Below are 15,157 nucleotides of genomic sequence, written 5' to 3'. Positions count from 1 at the left end.
CGTCCCGGTTGGACCTTTGGAACTCACTCATGCCTGTTCAAGCTTATGGCGCCTATAGCGGCGACAAGCCCCTGGAGCCGATGGAAATCACCCGTCGCGCACCCGGGCCCCACGACGTGCAGATCGACATCGCTTATTGCGGCATCTGCCATTCCGACCTCCATCAAGCCCGCGCCGAATGGGCGGGGACCCAATTTCCGTGCGTACCCGGCCATGAAATCGTGGGGCGGGTCTCGGCCGTGGGCGCGCACGTTGCGGGCTTCCAGGAAGGCGATCTGGTCGGCATCGGCTGCATCGTGGATAGCTGCAAGCATTGCGAAGACTGCGCGAGTGGGCTGGAAAACTACTGCGACGCGATGGTCGGAACCTATAACTTCCCGAGCCCGGACGCCCCGGGCTGGACGCTGGGCGGCTATTCCGAGCAAATCGTCGTCCACGAGCGCTATGTGCTGCGCGTACGCCACCCCGAGGCGCAACTGGCGGCGGTAGCTCCGTTGCTGTGTGCGGGTATCACCACCTATTCGCCGTTGCGCCACTGGAACGTCGGCCCCGGCAAGAAGGTGGGCGTGGTCGGCATCGGCGGTCTAGGCCACATGGGCATCAAGCTCGCCCATGCGATGGGCGCGCATGTCGTCGCGTTCACCACCTCCGATTCCAAGCGCGAAGCCGCTTTGGCGTTGGGGGCCGATGAGGTTGTGGTCTCCCGCAACTCAGACGAAATGGCGGCGCACGCCAAAGGTTTCGATCTGATCGTCAATACGGTGGCCGCCCCGCACGACCTAGACGCGTTCCTCGTGCTGCTCAAACGCGACGGCGCGATGGTACTCGTCGGCGCGCCCGCCAGCCCACATCCGTCTCCCGGCGTGTTCAACCTCATCACCAAGCGCCGCACCTTGGCCGGCTCGATGATTGGCGGAATCGCGGAAACCCAGCAAATGCTCGATTTCTGCGCCGAGCACGGGATCGTGGCCGATATCGAATTGATCAGGGCCGACGAGATCAACGAGGCCTACGAACGCATGCTCAAGGGCGAGGTCAAGTATCGCTTCGTGATCGACAACGCGACGTTGCCCGCCCAACCAAGGAAAGACCGATGAAAAAGCTGCTTCTGTCGCTGGCCTTGGCGGCCAGCTCCTTCACCGCGGCGGGGCAAGACATGTCGAACGGCGCAAATAATTTCTACAAGAGCGACAGGCTGATTGCGGAGAAGGTCTCCTTCAACAACCAATACCGGATGAAGATCGTAGGCAACCTGTTCCTGCCTAAGGATCGGAAACCAGGGGTTAGGTATCCGGCGATCATCGTGGGGCATCCGATGGGCGCGGTGAAAGAGCAAAGCTCGAACCTCTACGCCCAGAAATTGGCCGAGCAGGGATTCATCACGCTGGCGATGGATCAGTCGTTCTGGGGCGAGAGCGAGGGTCAGCCACGCAACGTAGTCGCGCCGGACATTTACGCAGAGGCATTCAGCGCGGCGGTGGATTATTTGGGCGCCCAGGCGTTCGTAGACCGCGAGCGCATCGGCGTGCTCGGCATCTGCGGTAGCGGCAGCTTTGTCATAAGCGCGGCAAAGATCGATCCGCGCATGAAAGCCATCGCGACCGTTAGCATGTACGACATGGGCGCGGCCAACCGCAATGCGCTGAATCATTCTCAGACCGTCGAGCAGCGCAAGGCGATCCTCGCGGACGCCGCGCAGCAGCGCTGGGTCGAAGCCGATGGGGGCGAAACGCAATATACCAGCGGGACGGTGCATCGACTCGATGCGACTACGCACCCCATCCAGCGCGAGTTCTACGATTTCTATCGCACCGCGCGGGGCGAGTTCACGCCGGCGAGTTCGTCGCCCGAACTGACGACGCACCCGACCCTGACCAGCAACGTCAAGTTCATGAACTTCTACCCGTTCAACGACATCGAGACCATCTCGCCGCGACCGATGCTGTTCATCGCAGGCGATCAGGCGCACTCGAAGGAGTTCAGCGAGGAGGCCTATCGCTTGGCCGGCGAGCCAAAGGAGCTGATCTGGGTGAAGGGTGCGGGCCACGTAGACCTTTACGACCGTGTTGACCTCATTCCATTCGACAAGCTGACAGCGTTCTTCCAGCAGAACCTGGGCGCTAACTGAATCCACGCATTGCCGATGTGCATGGATTTCGAATTTCTGGAGATGAGAGCGTGACCATCCCAATGAGGACTCAATCGGGCACCGAACAGAACGAGACCACTGCGCAACTCGCTCACTGGGGCGGGGTATTCGCCATGACGCTGTGTGTGTTCGCGCTGATCGCGTCCGAGTTCATGCCTGTCAGCTTGCTGACGCCTATGGCCGCCGACCTTGGCGTCAGCGAAGGCTTGGCTGGATATGGCATCGCCATTTCCGGCGCATTCGCTGTGCTTACGAGCCTGTCGATCTCCACGCTGGCTGGCAGCATGGATCGCAAAACCCTGTTGCTGGGTTTGACCGGGCTGATGGCCTTGTCCGGCGCCGTGGTCGCGTTGGCGCCAAACTACCTGACCTATATGGTCGGCCGCGCCCTCATCGGCGTAGTGATCGGCGGCTTCTGGTCGATGTCCGCAGCGACGGCAATGCGCTTGGTGCCGGCCGCGGAAGTTCCACGTGCATTGGCCATTTTCAACGGGGGCAATGCGCTGGCCACCGTGATCGCTGCTCCCCTTGGTAGCTACCTGGGATCGATCATCGGCTGGCGTGGCGCGTTCTTGTGCTTGATTCCCGTGGCGGCCATTGCCTTCATTTGGCAGTGGATCAGCTTGCCGGCCATAACCGCGGCGCGCGCGCCAGGCTCCGGCAATGTGTTTCGTCTTTTTACAAGCCGAACCGTTGCGCTGGGCATGGCTGCTTGCGGGGCGTTCTTCATGGGGCAGTTTGTGCTGTTCACGTATGTACGGCCGTTCCTGGAAACGGTGTCGCACGTGGATGTCTCGACGCTATCGCTTATTCTGCTGGGGATCGGGCTGACCGGCTTCGTCGGCACCACGATCATCGGCACGTTTCTCAAGGACAGCCTTTACCGCACGCTGACCATCATTCCGGTCTTGATGGCGGCCATTGCCTTGTCCTTGATTCCCTTCGGTGCCCAAGTCGGCGCCGTGGCCGTTCTGCTCGGTCTATGGGGCTTGCTCGCCACGGCGGCGCCGGTGGGGTGGTGGAGTTGGATCGCTCAGGTCTTGCCGAAGGACGCCGAAGCCGGAGGTGGTCTGATGGTGGCGGTGATCCAATTGGCCATCGCGCTGGGTTCCACCATCGGCGGCGTATTGTTCGATGACGCCGGCTACCAAGCCACCTTCATAGCGAGTGCGGCCGTTTTGCTGCTGGCCGCGTTCCTGTCCTTGATGACGTCGCGGTCGCAAGTCGCCTGATTAGGAGCGCGCCATGACCGCGAACAACGTCTATTCGATTCCGCAACGGATGCCGAAGCGGTGGCTCCTGCATGGGCTAGGCTTGGTGCTCGGCCTCTTGGCGCTGGGCGGCTGCAAAGCTGGCCAACGCGAGGCGCCCATTTCTGTTGCCCAGGATGCCGTTAAGGCATCCACCAATCGGGAGAGAGCCCGCATGTGGATGACCGTCGGCGAACGACGCTTCGCCATCACCTTGGCCGACACCGACGCCGCTCGGGTGTTCACGGCTCAACTCCCGCTGACGCTGGATATGTTTGAGCTCAATGGCAATGAGAAGCATGCCGAATTGTCGGCAGCATTGCCCGTAGATGCAAGTCGGCCGGGAACGATCCACAACGGCGATCTGATGCTCTACGGCTCAAATACGGTGGTCGTCTTCTATGAGACTTTCCGCTCGTCTTACTCGTACACCCGATTGGGTCGCGTGGACGATCCAAGTAGTCTGAGTCAAGCTCTCGGAAAGCGGCGGGCTCGGGTGGTATTTTCAAAGGACTAGAGCTAAACCGAGCCGCTCATGAACATGTTATGCCGAGCCGAGCCGAGCCGCGAAGCGGCTTCGGCTTGAGTGAATTGTCAGCTCTTCTGCTCGTAAGCGAGGGCCATTGCCCCAAGGACAGCAGCTTCCGACTCTGGGCGATCAGTGGAGGTGTCAGACAGTAGGGAGGACACAATATAGAACTCAGTGTTATTGCGAATTTTGCCGCGACGAAGAATGGCTCTTAAGAGCTTGGACTGGTGCGCAAGAAGTTGAGTCAGAGTGGGCGCGCCAGATTGGTGAAGCACCTCGTCAATCAGGGCGATGAGATCCGGCTCGTAGTCGACGGCGAGCTCAAGGTTGTCGTTAATGGCTTGCTTTAGACCAGCGAGTGCGCGGGAGCGGCCAAACCGCTGCTCAATAGCAGCCAAGGCATTGACTGGGTGGTGGGGATGATCTGCCCTAAAGAATTGATTAGGGAACAGCTGGGTTTCCCAAACTTCAAAGAACCGTTTGAGATCACTGTACTCACGGAGCTTTTCTTCGGATATCTGTCGAGGCATGCGCGAAGCCTAAAGTATGAATTAAGCCGAGTAGCGAAGCGGCTTCGGCTCGATCTACTGAGGCTCAGTAGCCAGTGGCTACCAAGCGAAGGGCCATGCCTCCGACCTTTTTATCTTCTTCGTATGTTAAATCTATCAGCGCGTCGCGATTTCTTCCGCCGTAACTGAAAGATAAGTTCGCACCATGGATTCTCAGCGACGGATCGAAACGACTCTTTCTCGTCAGGCAAGAAACCGCATGCATAACGATAACCCCAGCGGACTCGACTGACCCATGCTCCATCAGGTAGCTACAGATGTTCCTGGCTGGTCCGTAGCCATTGTGCTCACAGCGCTTAGCACCAAGCACTGTTTCCGCCGAGTCTTTAAAGTTCTCGCCCCAGGAGATGCGGTAAGTAAATTCCTGCTCAGAATTCGGCTGGATGGACTCGGCGAAGCTACGCAGCAGTTTGCATAGTTCCATCGGCGCGGCGGCATGAGCCGTCGGAAGCATTGCGGACAGAGATAGTGCAACAAATGTTTGAGCGATGGTCTTCAATGTCAGTGGGCTCCTGTGCCAAGTGAGTAGCGAAGCGGCCTCGGCTTGCTGAACTTTTATTGATTAGGTTCAACGCGTCTACACTGACCCTCAAATGACCCATCACGGATGTCTAGTCGTATTGCATTGCTTAGTGTGGACAAGCTGCCCGTATGCTTAGAATCGTAGGATGTGAAGTGAATAAAGTCCCCAATTCTGGCGACCTTGGAGTAGTACTCGAGCTCGCCATGAGGGATTTCTGTCCATGCGGCTCCACCATTACTAGCCCAGAACATCCAAGGTCTGTAGAGCTGAAGTTTTAAATACACCTCTAGAGGTTTGGCATCTTGAGCATCAGCCAATTCGCCGGCGCAACTATACCGAGTCTCAGTTGATCCATAGAAGATCGCAAAAAGGAAAGCAGCGATGACGAGTGTTGCCAAGCCAAGTGCGAGCTTGAGAGTGCCTTTCAAGAAGCCCATGAGCTTTCCTCCTTGCGCTTAACGTCTGAATTAGGCTGAGCCGCGAAGCGGCTTCGGCCTGAACACGTGGCTCAAAAAAAGACTAGATAGGACAGGAAAGTTCCTGCGTGTACGCCCCTGCTATATCTCCGGAAGGCTCTGACCACAAATAGATATTTTGATTGCACGCGCCGTGCATGTTGCTGGTCGCTTCATCCGCATACGAGAACCATATCCTGCGATACGGCTTTGCATCAGAGAGAATCCATTGCTCTTCCACCAGAGTCAGGGAAGCTCGATTGGATGCGAGTTCGGGGAATTGTGTTTTCAACACTGCCACGAGTTCAGCGGTACTTCGGCGTCTTGCAATCTTAGCCGCCAATGGGAGCTCCGCTTCACCGATTACGTCGAACGCTGGCTCGTGTCGAATAGGCAACTCAATCGGATCTGGCATCGATTGAGACGGAATGCCTGCGCATGATGTGAGAAGAAGCACAGCAATTGCGACGAAAAGCGTCAGCAAAGTCTTTCCGTACATATCCGGCTCCAAATTACATAAGGCCGCGAAGCGGCTTCGGCTGTTGTCGTCGGTTGATGACTGTCTATAGCTACCCTGCGACGATTCAAAGGGCACAGAACAGGGAGGCTTAAGACACATGAATGGTCTGTTCGACCTGTCTGGGCCGTCAAACCGCTTGGCAATGCATACGAGCTGTCCGTGAACGTCTAACGATCCTAGAAGGGACTGCCCTAGATATGCCCTTCATCCGACAGCTGCGGCAAGATGTGTGCCCGGCAGACATCCAGAATCTCGTCCGCCAGCGGCGCATCGTCGGGGCAGGACCTCGACAACACCACCGCCCCGATGGTCTGCGCCATCAGGGCGATTCGGCGCGCACGCGCTTTGTTGCTCACATCGCCGACCGGCAGCCCCTCATGGCGAACCGGAGCCGCTAGCTGAAGCTCGATACCGGTGGCAAAGGCCGCCTTGACCGATTCCGGCTGGCGCGCGGCATCCGCACATAGCGCGGCCATCGTGCAGCCGTCGCCCGGCTTGTCCCGATGCTCTCGGGAGAGGTAGTACTTCACGAAGTCCGCCAGATCTACGCCCGCCGCAGCGTCCGCGGACTGCGCTAAACCGCAGCTTGCCGCTTCCGCCATCAGGTCGGTCTTGGAGCCGAAATGTTTGTAGAAGCCGCCGTGGGTGAAGCCGGCTGCCGCCATCAGGTCCGCGACGCCCACGCCGTCGTAACCGCGCTCCCTGAACAGGGTGGACGCGGTTTCGACGATGTGCGCCCGGTTTGCCTGCGCTTGTGCCTTGGTGACCTTCATAGCCGATGTCTCTAGATGCCCGGTTTGGCAGCGGAAGCTTGCCATTTTACATCATAGATGATGTTCATAATCAAACTATTGACATCAAAGATTACGATCGTCATCATTGATGCCGTTACCAAAACACGGCAGCGCGGGACGAGCGCCATCCCCCGCCTCATCGACGATCAACACCTCTGACACGACATGACCAACACGACGCTTTTCCAGCCCTACACACTCGGCCCGTTGACCCTTGCGAACCGCATCGTGATGGCGCCGCTGACGCGCAACCGCGCCGGCGCCGGCCTGGTGCCCAGCACCCTGGCTGCGACCTATTACGCGCAGCGCGCCTCGGCCGGCCTGATCATCACCGAAGCAACGCAAGTCTCGGCCCAGGCCCAGGGCTACCAGGACACCCCCGGCCTGTACACGCAGGACCAGGTCGATGGCTGGCGCAAGGTGACCGACGCCGTCCACGCTCGAGGCGGGCGCATCTTCGCGCAGCTGTGGCACGTCGGCCGCATCTCGCATGTCGATCTCCACGCGGGTATCGCGCCGGTGGCTCCTTCGGCCATCCGCGCCCATACCAAGACCTTCGTCAACAACGGCTTCGCCGATGTCTCAGAGCCGCGAGCGTTGGAAATTCACGAACTGCCGGGCATCGTCGACGACTTCCGCCGGGCCGCCGCCAACGCGATCGCGGCCGGTTTCGATGGGGTGGAAATCCATGGCGCCAACGGCTATCTGCTGGAACAGTTCATCAAGGACGGCGCCAACCAGCGCACCGACGCCTACGGTGGCTCCATCGAGAACCGCGCGCGCCTGTTGCTGGAAGTCACCGCCGCGGTGGTCGATCAGATTGGTGCCGACCGCACCGGTGTGCGTATCTCACCAGTATCGCCGGCCGGCGCGATTTCCTGCAGCGATCCGCAGCCGCAATACGACTACATCGTCGAACAACTCGATGCGCTGGGCATCGTCTACCTGCATGTGGTGGAAGGCGCCACAGGCGGCCCGCGCGACGTGGCGCCATTCGACTTCGATGGCTTGCGCCGTCGCTTCACGCGCACCTACCTAGTCAACAACGGCTACGACCTGGGACTGGCCAGCGCCCGCCTGACCGAGGGCAAAGCAGATATGTTCGCGTTTGGCCGGGCATTCATCAGCAACCCCGATCTGGTCGCACGCTTGAAGACCGGCGCGCCGCTTGCGGCGTTGAATCCGGCGACGTTGTACGGCGGTGGCGCCGAGGGTTACATCGACTATCCGGCCTTGGCCGACATCCGGCAGACACAAGCCGCGGAACGCTAACGCACCGCCGTCTGAGGCAGTAATGCGGCAGGCCGCGCCTTCTTTGACCCGCCCAGACTCGACACACGGAGCCCACGATGACTCTTTCCGATACACGCCCGGCGTCAGGCACGTCCTACCAGAGCGCGCCCAATTGGTCGATCAACGTCGGCGGCACCACGTTCGCCTATCGCGACCTGGGACCGCAAGGCGGCATCCCGCTGGTCCTGCTGAACCACTGGGGTGCGGCGCTGGACAATTTCGACCCACGCATCGTCGATGGCCTTGCAGGCACGCATCGCGTCATCGCCATCGACTACCGCGGTATCGGCGGCTCGGACGGAAAGGCGCCCTTGACCATCGCCGATATGGCGAAGGACACCATCTCGCTGATTCACGCGTTGGGTTTCGAGCAGGTCGATCTGTTCGGCTTTTCGCTCGGCGGCTTCGTCGCACAGGACATCGTGCTGAAGGCGCCCGGCCTGGTGCGCAAGCTCATCCTGACCGGCACCGGGCCGGCGGGCGGGCAAGGCATCGACCGGGTGGGGCCAGTGTCCTGGCCCTTGATCATCAAGGGCCTGCTGACACTTCGCGACCCCAAGCACTACCTGTTCTTCAGCCCCAGTGCTCACAGCCAGCAGGCCGCCATGGCCTTCCTACAACGGCTGAAGGAACGCAGGGGCAACCGCGTTAAAGGCGCTTCGCCCAACGCCTTCCTGCGGCAATTGAAAGCGATCACGGCCTGGGGACAGCAGCCGCCCCAGGATCTGGGCAGCATCCACATCCCGGTCCTGATCGCCAATGGCGACAACGACATCATGGTGCCCACGCCTAACAGCGCCGACATGGCACGCCGCATTCCCAACTCGCAACTGATCATCTATGCGGACGCAGGGCACGGCAGCATCTTCCAGTATCACGCCGAGTTCGTGCCCAAGGCCTTGGCGTTCCTCGGCGGCTGACGCCGGCCCCGTCCGACACCACAACACCGTACTTCGGCCTGGCCGACAACCCACCCAAAGGCGCATCCACATGAAAGCCTTCATCATCGACCGGTACAGCAAGAAAGAAACCGGCCGCATCGGCGACATGCCCGAGCCGGACCTGCGGGACGATGAAGTCCTGATCCAGGTCCACGCCGCAGGCGTCAACCCACTGGACTCCAAGATCAGGAGTGGCGAGTTCAAGCTGATCCTTTCCTATCGCTTCCCGCTGATTCTGGGCAATGAAGTCGCCGGCACGGTCGTGCGCGTTGGCACGCGCGTGCATCAATTCAAACCGGGCGACGAAGTCTATGCACGCCCCGACGATGATCGCATTGGCGGCTTCGCCGAGTTCATCGCCATCAAGGCATCGTCGCTGGCGCTCAAGCCCACGAACCTCAGCATGGTAGAGGCCGCCTCCCTTCCTATGGCGGCCCTGACGTCCTGGCAAGTGCTGGTCGAAACCGCCAAATTAAAAAGGGGACAGAAAGTGCTGATTCATGCTGGTTCCGGCGGCGTCGGCAGCATTGCCATCCAGCTCGCCAAGCACCTTGGAGCTTTTGTCGCCACGACCACGAGCACGCCCAACATAGCCTGGGTGAAGGCCTTGGGCGCGGACGTTGTAATAGATTACAAGCAGCAGGATTTCGCCACGGTGCTTCGTGACTACGACGTGGTGCTGAATAGTCTGGGTGGCGACGAGCTGAATAAATCCCTGCAGATTCTCAAGCCCGGCGGGCATCTCATTTCCATCTCCGGGCCGCCCACCCCGGTGTTCGCTGCCGCGCGAGGACTGGCCTGGCCGCTCAAGCTGGTGCTGCGCCTGTTGAGCCGTGGCATTCGCAAGAAGGCCAAACAGAAGAATGTCGAGTACACCTTCGTTTTCATGCGCGCCGACGGGACGCAGTTGCGTGAGATCACTCACCTCGTCGAATCAGGCGCGATCCACCCGGTCGTCGACAGAGTATTCCCGTTTAAGGATACCCACGAAGCTTTGGCTTACGCAGACGGTGGCCGCGCCAAAGGCAAGGTTCTGGTGCAAATCAGATAGCTGGCGCGCATGTCGATGCGCAAACCTCGCAGGTCTGGGGGTTGCCTGACCGTTCCAATCGGCAGGCGAACGATGGGAGCACATGCAAAAGTGTCCACGCCGGCAAGCGCGCGCTGGTGACCGGAGCATCCAACGGCATAGCGGGAAGAACGATCGCCGCTCTCTTTTACCTATTCGCAGACATTGAATTCGGCCGCCCGTCGTTTGAACTGGAGCGAGCAGCGGCGGCGAAGCGGCTGTCCTCTCCTCCAGCGGCCTCGCCGGTCCCGGCCTTGGCCCCAGCCCTATAGGGCTAGCCCAGGTCCCTGCCCCGGCTCCAGTTCTGGCCTCGGCCCAGGCCGCGCCAGCGGTTGGTCCTCCGGCGGTTCAGGGCACTACCCCGAAGGCGCCGCAACGGCCCAAAAGGCAGCAACGACACAGGTGAGGACGACTATCCCTTGAGCGGGACGTGCGTCCGTGTGCCTGGGTGTTCCCAGGCGTGAATAGACTAGTTAGAACCCGGCAGCCGTGGGCGCGTCAAATTTTGCGGCCAACTGCGGCTCCCAGGCCGAGCCGCGAAGCGGCTTGGGCGCCAACGACCTGTCGTGCGAACGTATGCAGTCAGCGGTAAGGCGAGCACTAAAACCATTGGCGTCGTCGCCGCCACGCGTCCCTTGCCCCGAACACCGGCGCCGCTAAAGGTGCATGAACTGAGACCGCCATGGCCACGATCGTGACGATAGCTGAGTTCACTGGGGACGGTTCTTCGGCGCGCATCGACTTGTCCATGGATGCCCGAAATTAGTCCAAATCATTGGTCAGTGCGAGGCATTCCGCAAATCAATTACTCGCCCATTTGGCGTCATTGCACCGACGCCAAAATCATTGGGAGGATAGATTAGCTCGGTGGCGGGCATGAGCGCATCAGTGCCAGATATTCGACAGTAAAGAAGCACTAAAACAAGCAACCCACCGAGCGACTCCAAGGAGCTGGCGAGAGATGCATGAGAAAGTGCGTCTTTGTGATCGTGCTTGAGGGAGTTATAGGCAACCCACCAGTTCGGTGATTTATTACCAGCCCACGCGCTCCAAGGAGTAAGCGTCAAGTCATGTCGCGGCAGAAAAACTTGAGCTGCTGAAATATGTGGATACTTGCTCATGAGGGCGTCGCGGATTTGATCGATTTTCCGCGGACGAATGTTGTGAGTGTGGGCAATCAGCTTGCCGACTACTTCGACCTTGGCACACGTGGCGAGTAGCACTCGCGCAAGCTCTATCGAAAAGGTCTGCATGTTGTCTTTGTGAAACTCAACAAATCGAGACACTCTCACAAGGTCAGACTCGATTGCTAAGAAGTAGTGCCAGTGCAGATTGTTGCGCTCCAAGTTCCATGCCATTATTTTTCACCTTCGGAGACAGGTTTGTCACCAATCAAGGTGCGAAGTTCTCGCTCAAGCTCAAGCTTTGCTTGCGGCGCTTTCTCCCGGAAGTATTTCCAGGCCGCATCCCAAGCTTCAAACTTCTTCTCCAGTGCAGCCTGTGGCAACTTGGACTCCTCGTACTTGATGAAGCCGCCGGCGCGACTTACGTGATCGCCCATTTCATCGATAACGGAATCAAGTGCTGAGCAAACTGCTTCGGGGAGATAAATTCGATTCTTGTCAAAAAATCCATTGAATGCGCCGAGGGCATTGATCGCGGCACCGAATTTAATTTTCATCTCAATCTCACCACCCGCGTCACTTCTAGATGCGAACTCAGTACCGCGCCAATAGGCCTCAACAAGCAATCCGTAAGCATCTCCAATGACGGTCGCCCGTCGTTCTTGAAGCTTAGAAAAAGTGATCTGACGCTCGCTCGCCACGAGTTGAAGATCGTGCCGCAATCGCTCAGTCGCTAACTGAGACTCGCGCGCTAGCTCCGCTTTATGCCGCTCAAGTTCGCGGCTGAGGGTCCCTTGCACATACTGTTGCCCCAGCCAGCCTAGAACGGCCAAGAGAACCGTATTGCCTCCAATTGCCAGCAGAACGGATTGCCAAGCTTCCATGACTATCTCTCATAGTGGATCGTGTGGGAAGTGACCTTCGACTACTAGGGAACGTCATAAAGCTGCCGAATAGACGGGCTTGCTGGCGCTGGTTGCAGGAGTTAATATCAGGACGCCTACCCGCTGAATTTACTCACGCGAGGTCAGGCATAGGATGTTGCTGACACACAAGGTAATCGACTAGATGCGATCTACATGTTCAACGGCCAAGTCGATTAAACGATCAAAATCAATCGCGAAGCGCTGCTCGCTCTCGGGGAAGTCACTGAACATCCATATCTGCTCCCAAGTTGCGACCAACCCCCAGCGAAGCCGCCGCATAGCATCTGATGGCAGCGCTGATTTTTCAACCGAAGATGAGTCCTTGAGTTGGTCCGCCGCTCCGTGTGGTATGTGAGTCCGAATCTTCTCAATTGCTGGACCAATTCCTTCGATAAAGCTCTCGGCCCATTGCGTCACCATTGAAGTAAGGCGCAACTCAACCTCTTCGGGGTTGAAGAGGTCGAGATTTGCCGCCTCAACTGCTAACCCAAGCTCCTTTTTGTCGATCAGTAGACCTCGATACAGTTCTAGAAGCGAGAACTTCAAAGACATCACGGAAACAGTACTGGTGTAGCCAATGGCGGCTACGAACGGAATGGGTTGGCCGGGGTGCGCACTTAGTAATAAGCCTTCGCCGTAGCACGCGGCTCCAACAACAAGGAGATTTAGTCTAGATTCGATGTTTAAGGGGCGAAGTACATCCCCCAAGTGCTCCCACGTGACAAGGGCGCTCCCCCCCAGCCCGTCAGGACCAATGAAGCCGGCGGGAATATCACCGGGTAGCGGCTCCTCACCATGCGCCTCAAAATGCACGATAGGGGGGCCCTTCAGAGACACGTCACGCTGCGCCTCGCCCAGGCTTTCCGCCAAGTCCTTCGGAGAATGGCACTTTACATACTTGACCTTCCCCTCTGGAAGCCTCTCCGATAGCCACTGATAAAGCGCAAGTCCAGTTTTCTCATCTTCATCGAACAACCATTCGATGATCAGAAGATAACCAAACCGCAGGCTTAGCACTTGGTTCTTCAGTATTCCGCCCAGGTCGAAGCTTGTTTCCTCTTCGCTAGATTCTTTTGGCATCTGAGTCATTCGTGGACAGGGATTCGCAATTGCGCAGGCAATCGGCTAATTGATTCACGTGGCCGGCGCTAGCCGTAGTGGCGGTCGTAGACAAGTGAGCAGTCTTCGCAGCCGAAGGCAGTTCTGGCTTGCTTCAGCACGTCGCGCGAACTCTCCGCTGAAATACCGGAAGCCCTCCGACCGTCCGACACCCCGGCTTTTCGCAGCCAGGACCATTCTTCGCCAGACCTCTTCTTGGTTAACCTTTCCGGACCATTCATTCAACATTTCCCTGTCGATCGATGACTTGCATTTCGGCGCCAGTGCGCTGGGACACTCTATCTCGACATTGCGCTTGCGGACATTGAGTTTGCCTGCCCCGAGCCGGTGTCATTGGTCGGATCAAGCAGTTTGATGTCGTGCCGGGGTCAAAGCGTCAAAAAAACTGTTGACTCAGACCATTGCTAAGTCACTGATTCGTATAGGCGCCCATTGGTCGGCCGACCACAGGTCCGGAGAAAACGGCCCGGAGAGAGGCGAAAAAATGGCCAAACAGCCCCCTGTGGATAACTCGCCGACCAATGGAAAACGCCAAAAGCCTCGGAAATAAGGCCTTTTTCGTCATTGCGACGAGGCGTAGAAAAAGTTGGAACGGGAAGTTTGGCGCGCCTGGAGGGATTCGAACCCCCGACCAATGGCTTCGGAAGCCACTACTCTATCCGGCTGAGCTACAGGCGCGTTGTCGGTGCGCACGGAGCAGATCGTCGTGCGGCCGGGCATTCTAACGGAATCCGGCGGTTTGGTGAGGGTCGGGTGCGATGAGGTGACTGCGCAGGCGCGCGGGGCCGGGCTCGCAGGGTCGCGGGGCTCGCGGGACAGGTCGTGGGGGCCGGGCCGAGGCGTCGGACGGGGCTTGGCCAGGCCTGCGCATCCGACCCGCGCGTTACTCTATGCGTCTATGGAACACGCCCATTCCCCCATCCCCGCGCCGGATTGGCGCCGCCGTTTGTCGCTGTACTGGAAACTGACCCGCGGCGACCGGCCGATCGGCTGGCTGCTGCTGCTGTGGCCGACCTGGTGGGGGCTGTGGATCGCCGCCGAGGGCGTGCCGCCGCTGTGGACCTGGTTCGTGTTCAGTGCCGGGGTCTGGCTGACCCGGGCGGCCGGCTGCGTGATCAACGATTACGCCGACCGCTGGCTCGATCCGCATGTCGAACGCACCAAGCATCGGCCGCTGGCGACCGGCGAGGTGCGCGGCCGCGAGGCGCTGGCGGTGTTCGCGGCGCTGATGCTGGCCGCGTTCGCGCTGGTGCTGACGATGAACCGGCTGACCATCGCGATGAGTGTCGTCGGCGTGGTGCTGGCGGCCAGTTATCCCTACCTCAAGCGCTACACCTATCTGCCGCAGGTCTACCTGGGCATGGCCTTCGGCTGGGGCATCCCGATGGCGTTCGCGGCGGTGCGCGGCGAGGTGCCGGCGCTGGGCTGGCTGCTGTACGCGGCCAACATCCTGTGGTCGACCGCGTACGACACCTGGTACGCCATGGTCGACCGCGAGGACGATCTGAAGATGGGTTCCAAGTCGACCGCGATCCTGTTCGGCGACATGGATCTGGTCGCGATCGGCGTGTTGTACGCGCTGATGTTCTGGACCTTGTACCTGGTCGGCCAGCGCGCCGAACTCGGGGGCTGGTACTACGCCGGGTTGGCGGTGGCGGCGGCGTTGGTGGCGTACGAATTCGTGATCACGCGCCATCGCGAACGCGAGCCGCTGTTCCGCGCGTTCCTGCACAACCATTGGGTCGGCTTGACGATTTTCGCCGGGCTGGTGACGGACTACCTGGTGCGTGCCCACGCGGCCGGCGGCTGAGCCCGGATGGGCGCCATGTGAATCTGGCGTGGTCAAGATTTCCAAACCGGTTTGGCACACTTCCGGCGTATGCCGATGATCCGGCG

Annotated in this window: 16 protein-coding genes and 1 tRNA gene; 8 read left to right on the top strand and 9 right to left on the bottom strand. The window is 59.4% G+C overall.

Annotation, left to right across the window (positions count from 1 at the left end; translation table 11 throughout):
- Nucleotides 1–29 precede the first annotated feature (29 nt).
- The 4 genes from KME82_RS24820 to KME82_RS24805 all read left to right on the top strand — a co-directional run bounded on the left by KME82_RS24820 (nt 30) and on the right by KME82_RS24805 (nt 3,916).
- Nucleotides 30–1,097 (top strand): NAD(P)-dependent alcohol dehydrogenase, encoded by a 1,068-nt coding sequence (locus KME82_RS24820; protein WP_215496397.1) that lies wholly within the window; start codon nt 30–32, stop codon nt 1,095–1,097.
- Complete coding sequence (locus KME82_RS24815) at nt 1,094–2,128, top strand: alpha/beta hydrolase (protein ID WP_215496396.1); 1,035 nt, start codon at nt 1,094–1,096, stop codon at nt 2,126–2,128. Before KME82_RS24820 ends, KME82_RS24815 begins: the two co-directional genes overlap by 4 nt.
- Nucleotides 2,129–2,190: 62 nt before the next feature.
- On the top strand, nt 2,191–3,381 hold the full coding sequence (locus KME82_RS24810) for an MFS transporter (protein ID WP_215499206.1): 1,191 nt from the start codon (nt 2,191–2,193) through the stop codon (nt 3,379–3,381).
- A gap of 13 nt (nt 3,382–3,394) precedes the next feature.
- The gene (locus KME82_RS24805) at nt 3,395–3,916 is read left to right on the top strand and encodes a cyclophilin-like fold protein (RefSeq protein ID WP_252255524.1); all 522 of its coding nucleotides are present in this window, start codon (nt 3,395–3,397) and stop codon (nt 3,914–3,916) included.
- A gap of 77 nt (nt 3,917–3,993) precedes the next feature.
- Here KME82_RS24805 and KME82_RS24800 read toward each other — a convergent pair whose 3' ends face one another.
- The 5 genes from KME82_RS24800 to KME82_RS24780 form a co-directional block, all read right to left on the bottom strand.
- On the bottom strand, nt 3,994–4,458 hold the full coding sequence (locus KME82_RS24800; protein ID WP_215496395.1) for a hypothetical protein: 465 nt from the start codon (nt 4,456–4,458) through the stop codon (nt 3,994–3,996).
- A 64-nt stretch (nt 4,459–4,522) separates the two neighbouring features.
- Nucleotides 4,523–4,996: a hypothetical protein gene (locus KME82_RS24795; protein ID WP_215496394.1), complete on the bottom strand. Its 474-nt coding sequence runs from the start codon at nt 4,994–4,996 to the stop codon at nt 4,523–4,525.
- A gap of 56 nt (nt 4,997–5,052) precedes the next feature.
- Nucleotides 5,053–5,457: a hypothetical protein gene (locus KME82_RS24790; protein WP_215496393.1), complete on the bottom strand. Its 405-nt coding sequence runs from the start codon at nt 5,455–5,457 to the stop codon at nt 5,053–5,055.
- A gap of 82 nt (nt 5,458–5,539) precedes the next feature.
- On the bottom strand, nt 5,540–5,974 hold the full coding sequence (locus KME82_RS24785) for a hypothetical protein (protein ID WP_215496392.1): 435 nt from the start codon (nt 5,972–5,974) through the stop codon (nt 5,540–5,542).
- Between the two features lie 212 nt (nt 5,975–6,186).
- Nucleotides 6,187–6,768 (bottom strand): TetR/AcrR family transcriptional regulator, encoded by a 582-nt coding sequence (locus tag KME82_RS24780; protein ID WP_215496391.1) that lies wholly within the window; start codon nt 6,766–6,768, stop codon nt 6,187–6,189.
- Between the two features lie 186 nt (nt 6,769–6,954).
- Between KME82_RS24780 and KME82_RS24775 the strand changes: the two genes are divergently transcribed.
- The 3 genes from KME82_RS24775 to KME82_RS24765 all read left to right on the top strand — a co-directional run bounded on the left by KME82_RS24775 (nt 6,955) and on the right by KME82_RS24765 (nt 10,074).
- Nucleotides 6,955–8,061: an alkene reductase gene (locus KME82_RS24775; RefSeq protein WP_215496390.1), complete on the top strand. Its 1,107-nt coding sequence runs from the start codon at nt 6,955–6,957 to the stop codon at nt 8,059–8,061.
- A 77-nt stretch (nt 8,062–8,138) separates the two neighbouring features.
- A complete protein-coding gene (locus KME82_RS24770; protein WP_215496389.1) occupies nt 8,139–9,002 on the top strand; it encodes an alpha/beta fold hydrolase in 864 nt (287 codons plus the stop codon).
- 70 nt (nt 9,003–9,072) lie between these two features.
- Nucleotides 9,073–10,074 (top strand): NADP-dependent oxidoreductase, encoded by a 1,002-nt coding sequence (locus tag KME82_RS24765; RefSeq protein WP_215496388.1) that lies wholly within the window; start codon nt 9,073–9,075, stop codon nt 10,072–10,074.
- Between the two features lie 797 nt (nt 10,075–10,871).
- Here KME82_RS24765 and KME82_RS24760 read toward each other — a convergent pair.
- From KME82_RS24760 to KME82_RS24745, 4 genes are all read right to left on the bottom strand, one after another.
- On the bottom strand, nt 10,872–11,450 hold the full coding sequence (locus tag KME82_RS24760) for a hypothetical protein (RefSeq protein WP_215496387.1): 579 nt from the start codon (nt 11,448–11,450) through the stop codon (nt 10,872–10,874).
- The gene (locus KME82_RS24755) at nt 11,450–12,100 is read right to left on the bottom strand and encodes a hypothetical protein (protein WP_215496386.1); all 651 of its coding nucleotides are present in this window, start codon (nt 12,098–12,100) and stop codon (nt 11,450–11,452) included. The genes KME82_RS24760 and KME82_RS24755 overlap by 1 nt, the downstream gene beginning before the upstream one ends.
- A gap of 180 nt (nt 12,101–12,280) precedes the next feature.
- Complete coding sequence (locus tag KME82_RS24750; protein WP_215496385.1) at nt 12,281–13,222, bottom strand: hypothetical protein; 942 nt, start codon at nt 13,220–13,222, stop codon at nt 12,281–12,283.
- A 640-nt stretch (nt 13,223–13,862) separates the two neighbouring features.
- Nucleotides 13,863–13,939, bottom strand: a tRNA-Arg gene (locus KME82_RS24745).
- A 220-nt stretch (nt 13,940–14,159) separates the two neighbouring features.
- Here KME82_RS24745 and ubiA point away from each other — a divergent pair.
- Nucleotides 14,160–15,071, top strand: a complete 912-nt coding sequence (gene ubiA / locus KME82_RS24740) for a 4-hydroxybenzoate octaprenyltransferase (RefSeq protein WP_215496384.1) — start codon at nt 14,160–14,162, stop codon at nt 15,069–15,071.
- The last annotated feature ends 86 nt before the right edge of the window (nt 15,072–15,157 follow it).

It is taken from the genome of Lysobacter capsici, assembly GCF_018732085.1.
GTDB lineage: Bacteria > Pseudomonadota > Gammaproteobacteria > Xanthomonadales > Xanthomonadaceae > Lysobacter > Lysobacter capsici_A.
The sequence above is the reverse complement of the archived record's forward strand: the minus strand, read 5'-3'. Positions and strand labels throughout refer to the sequence as shown.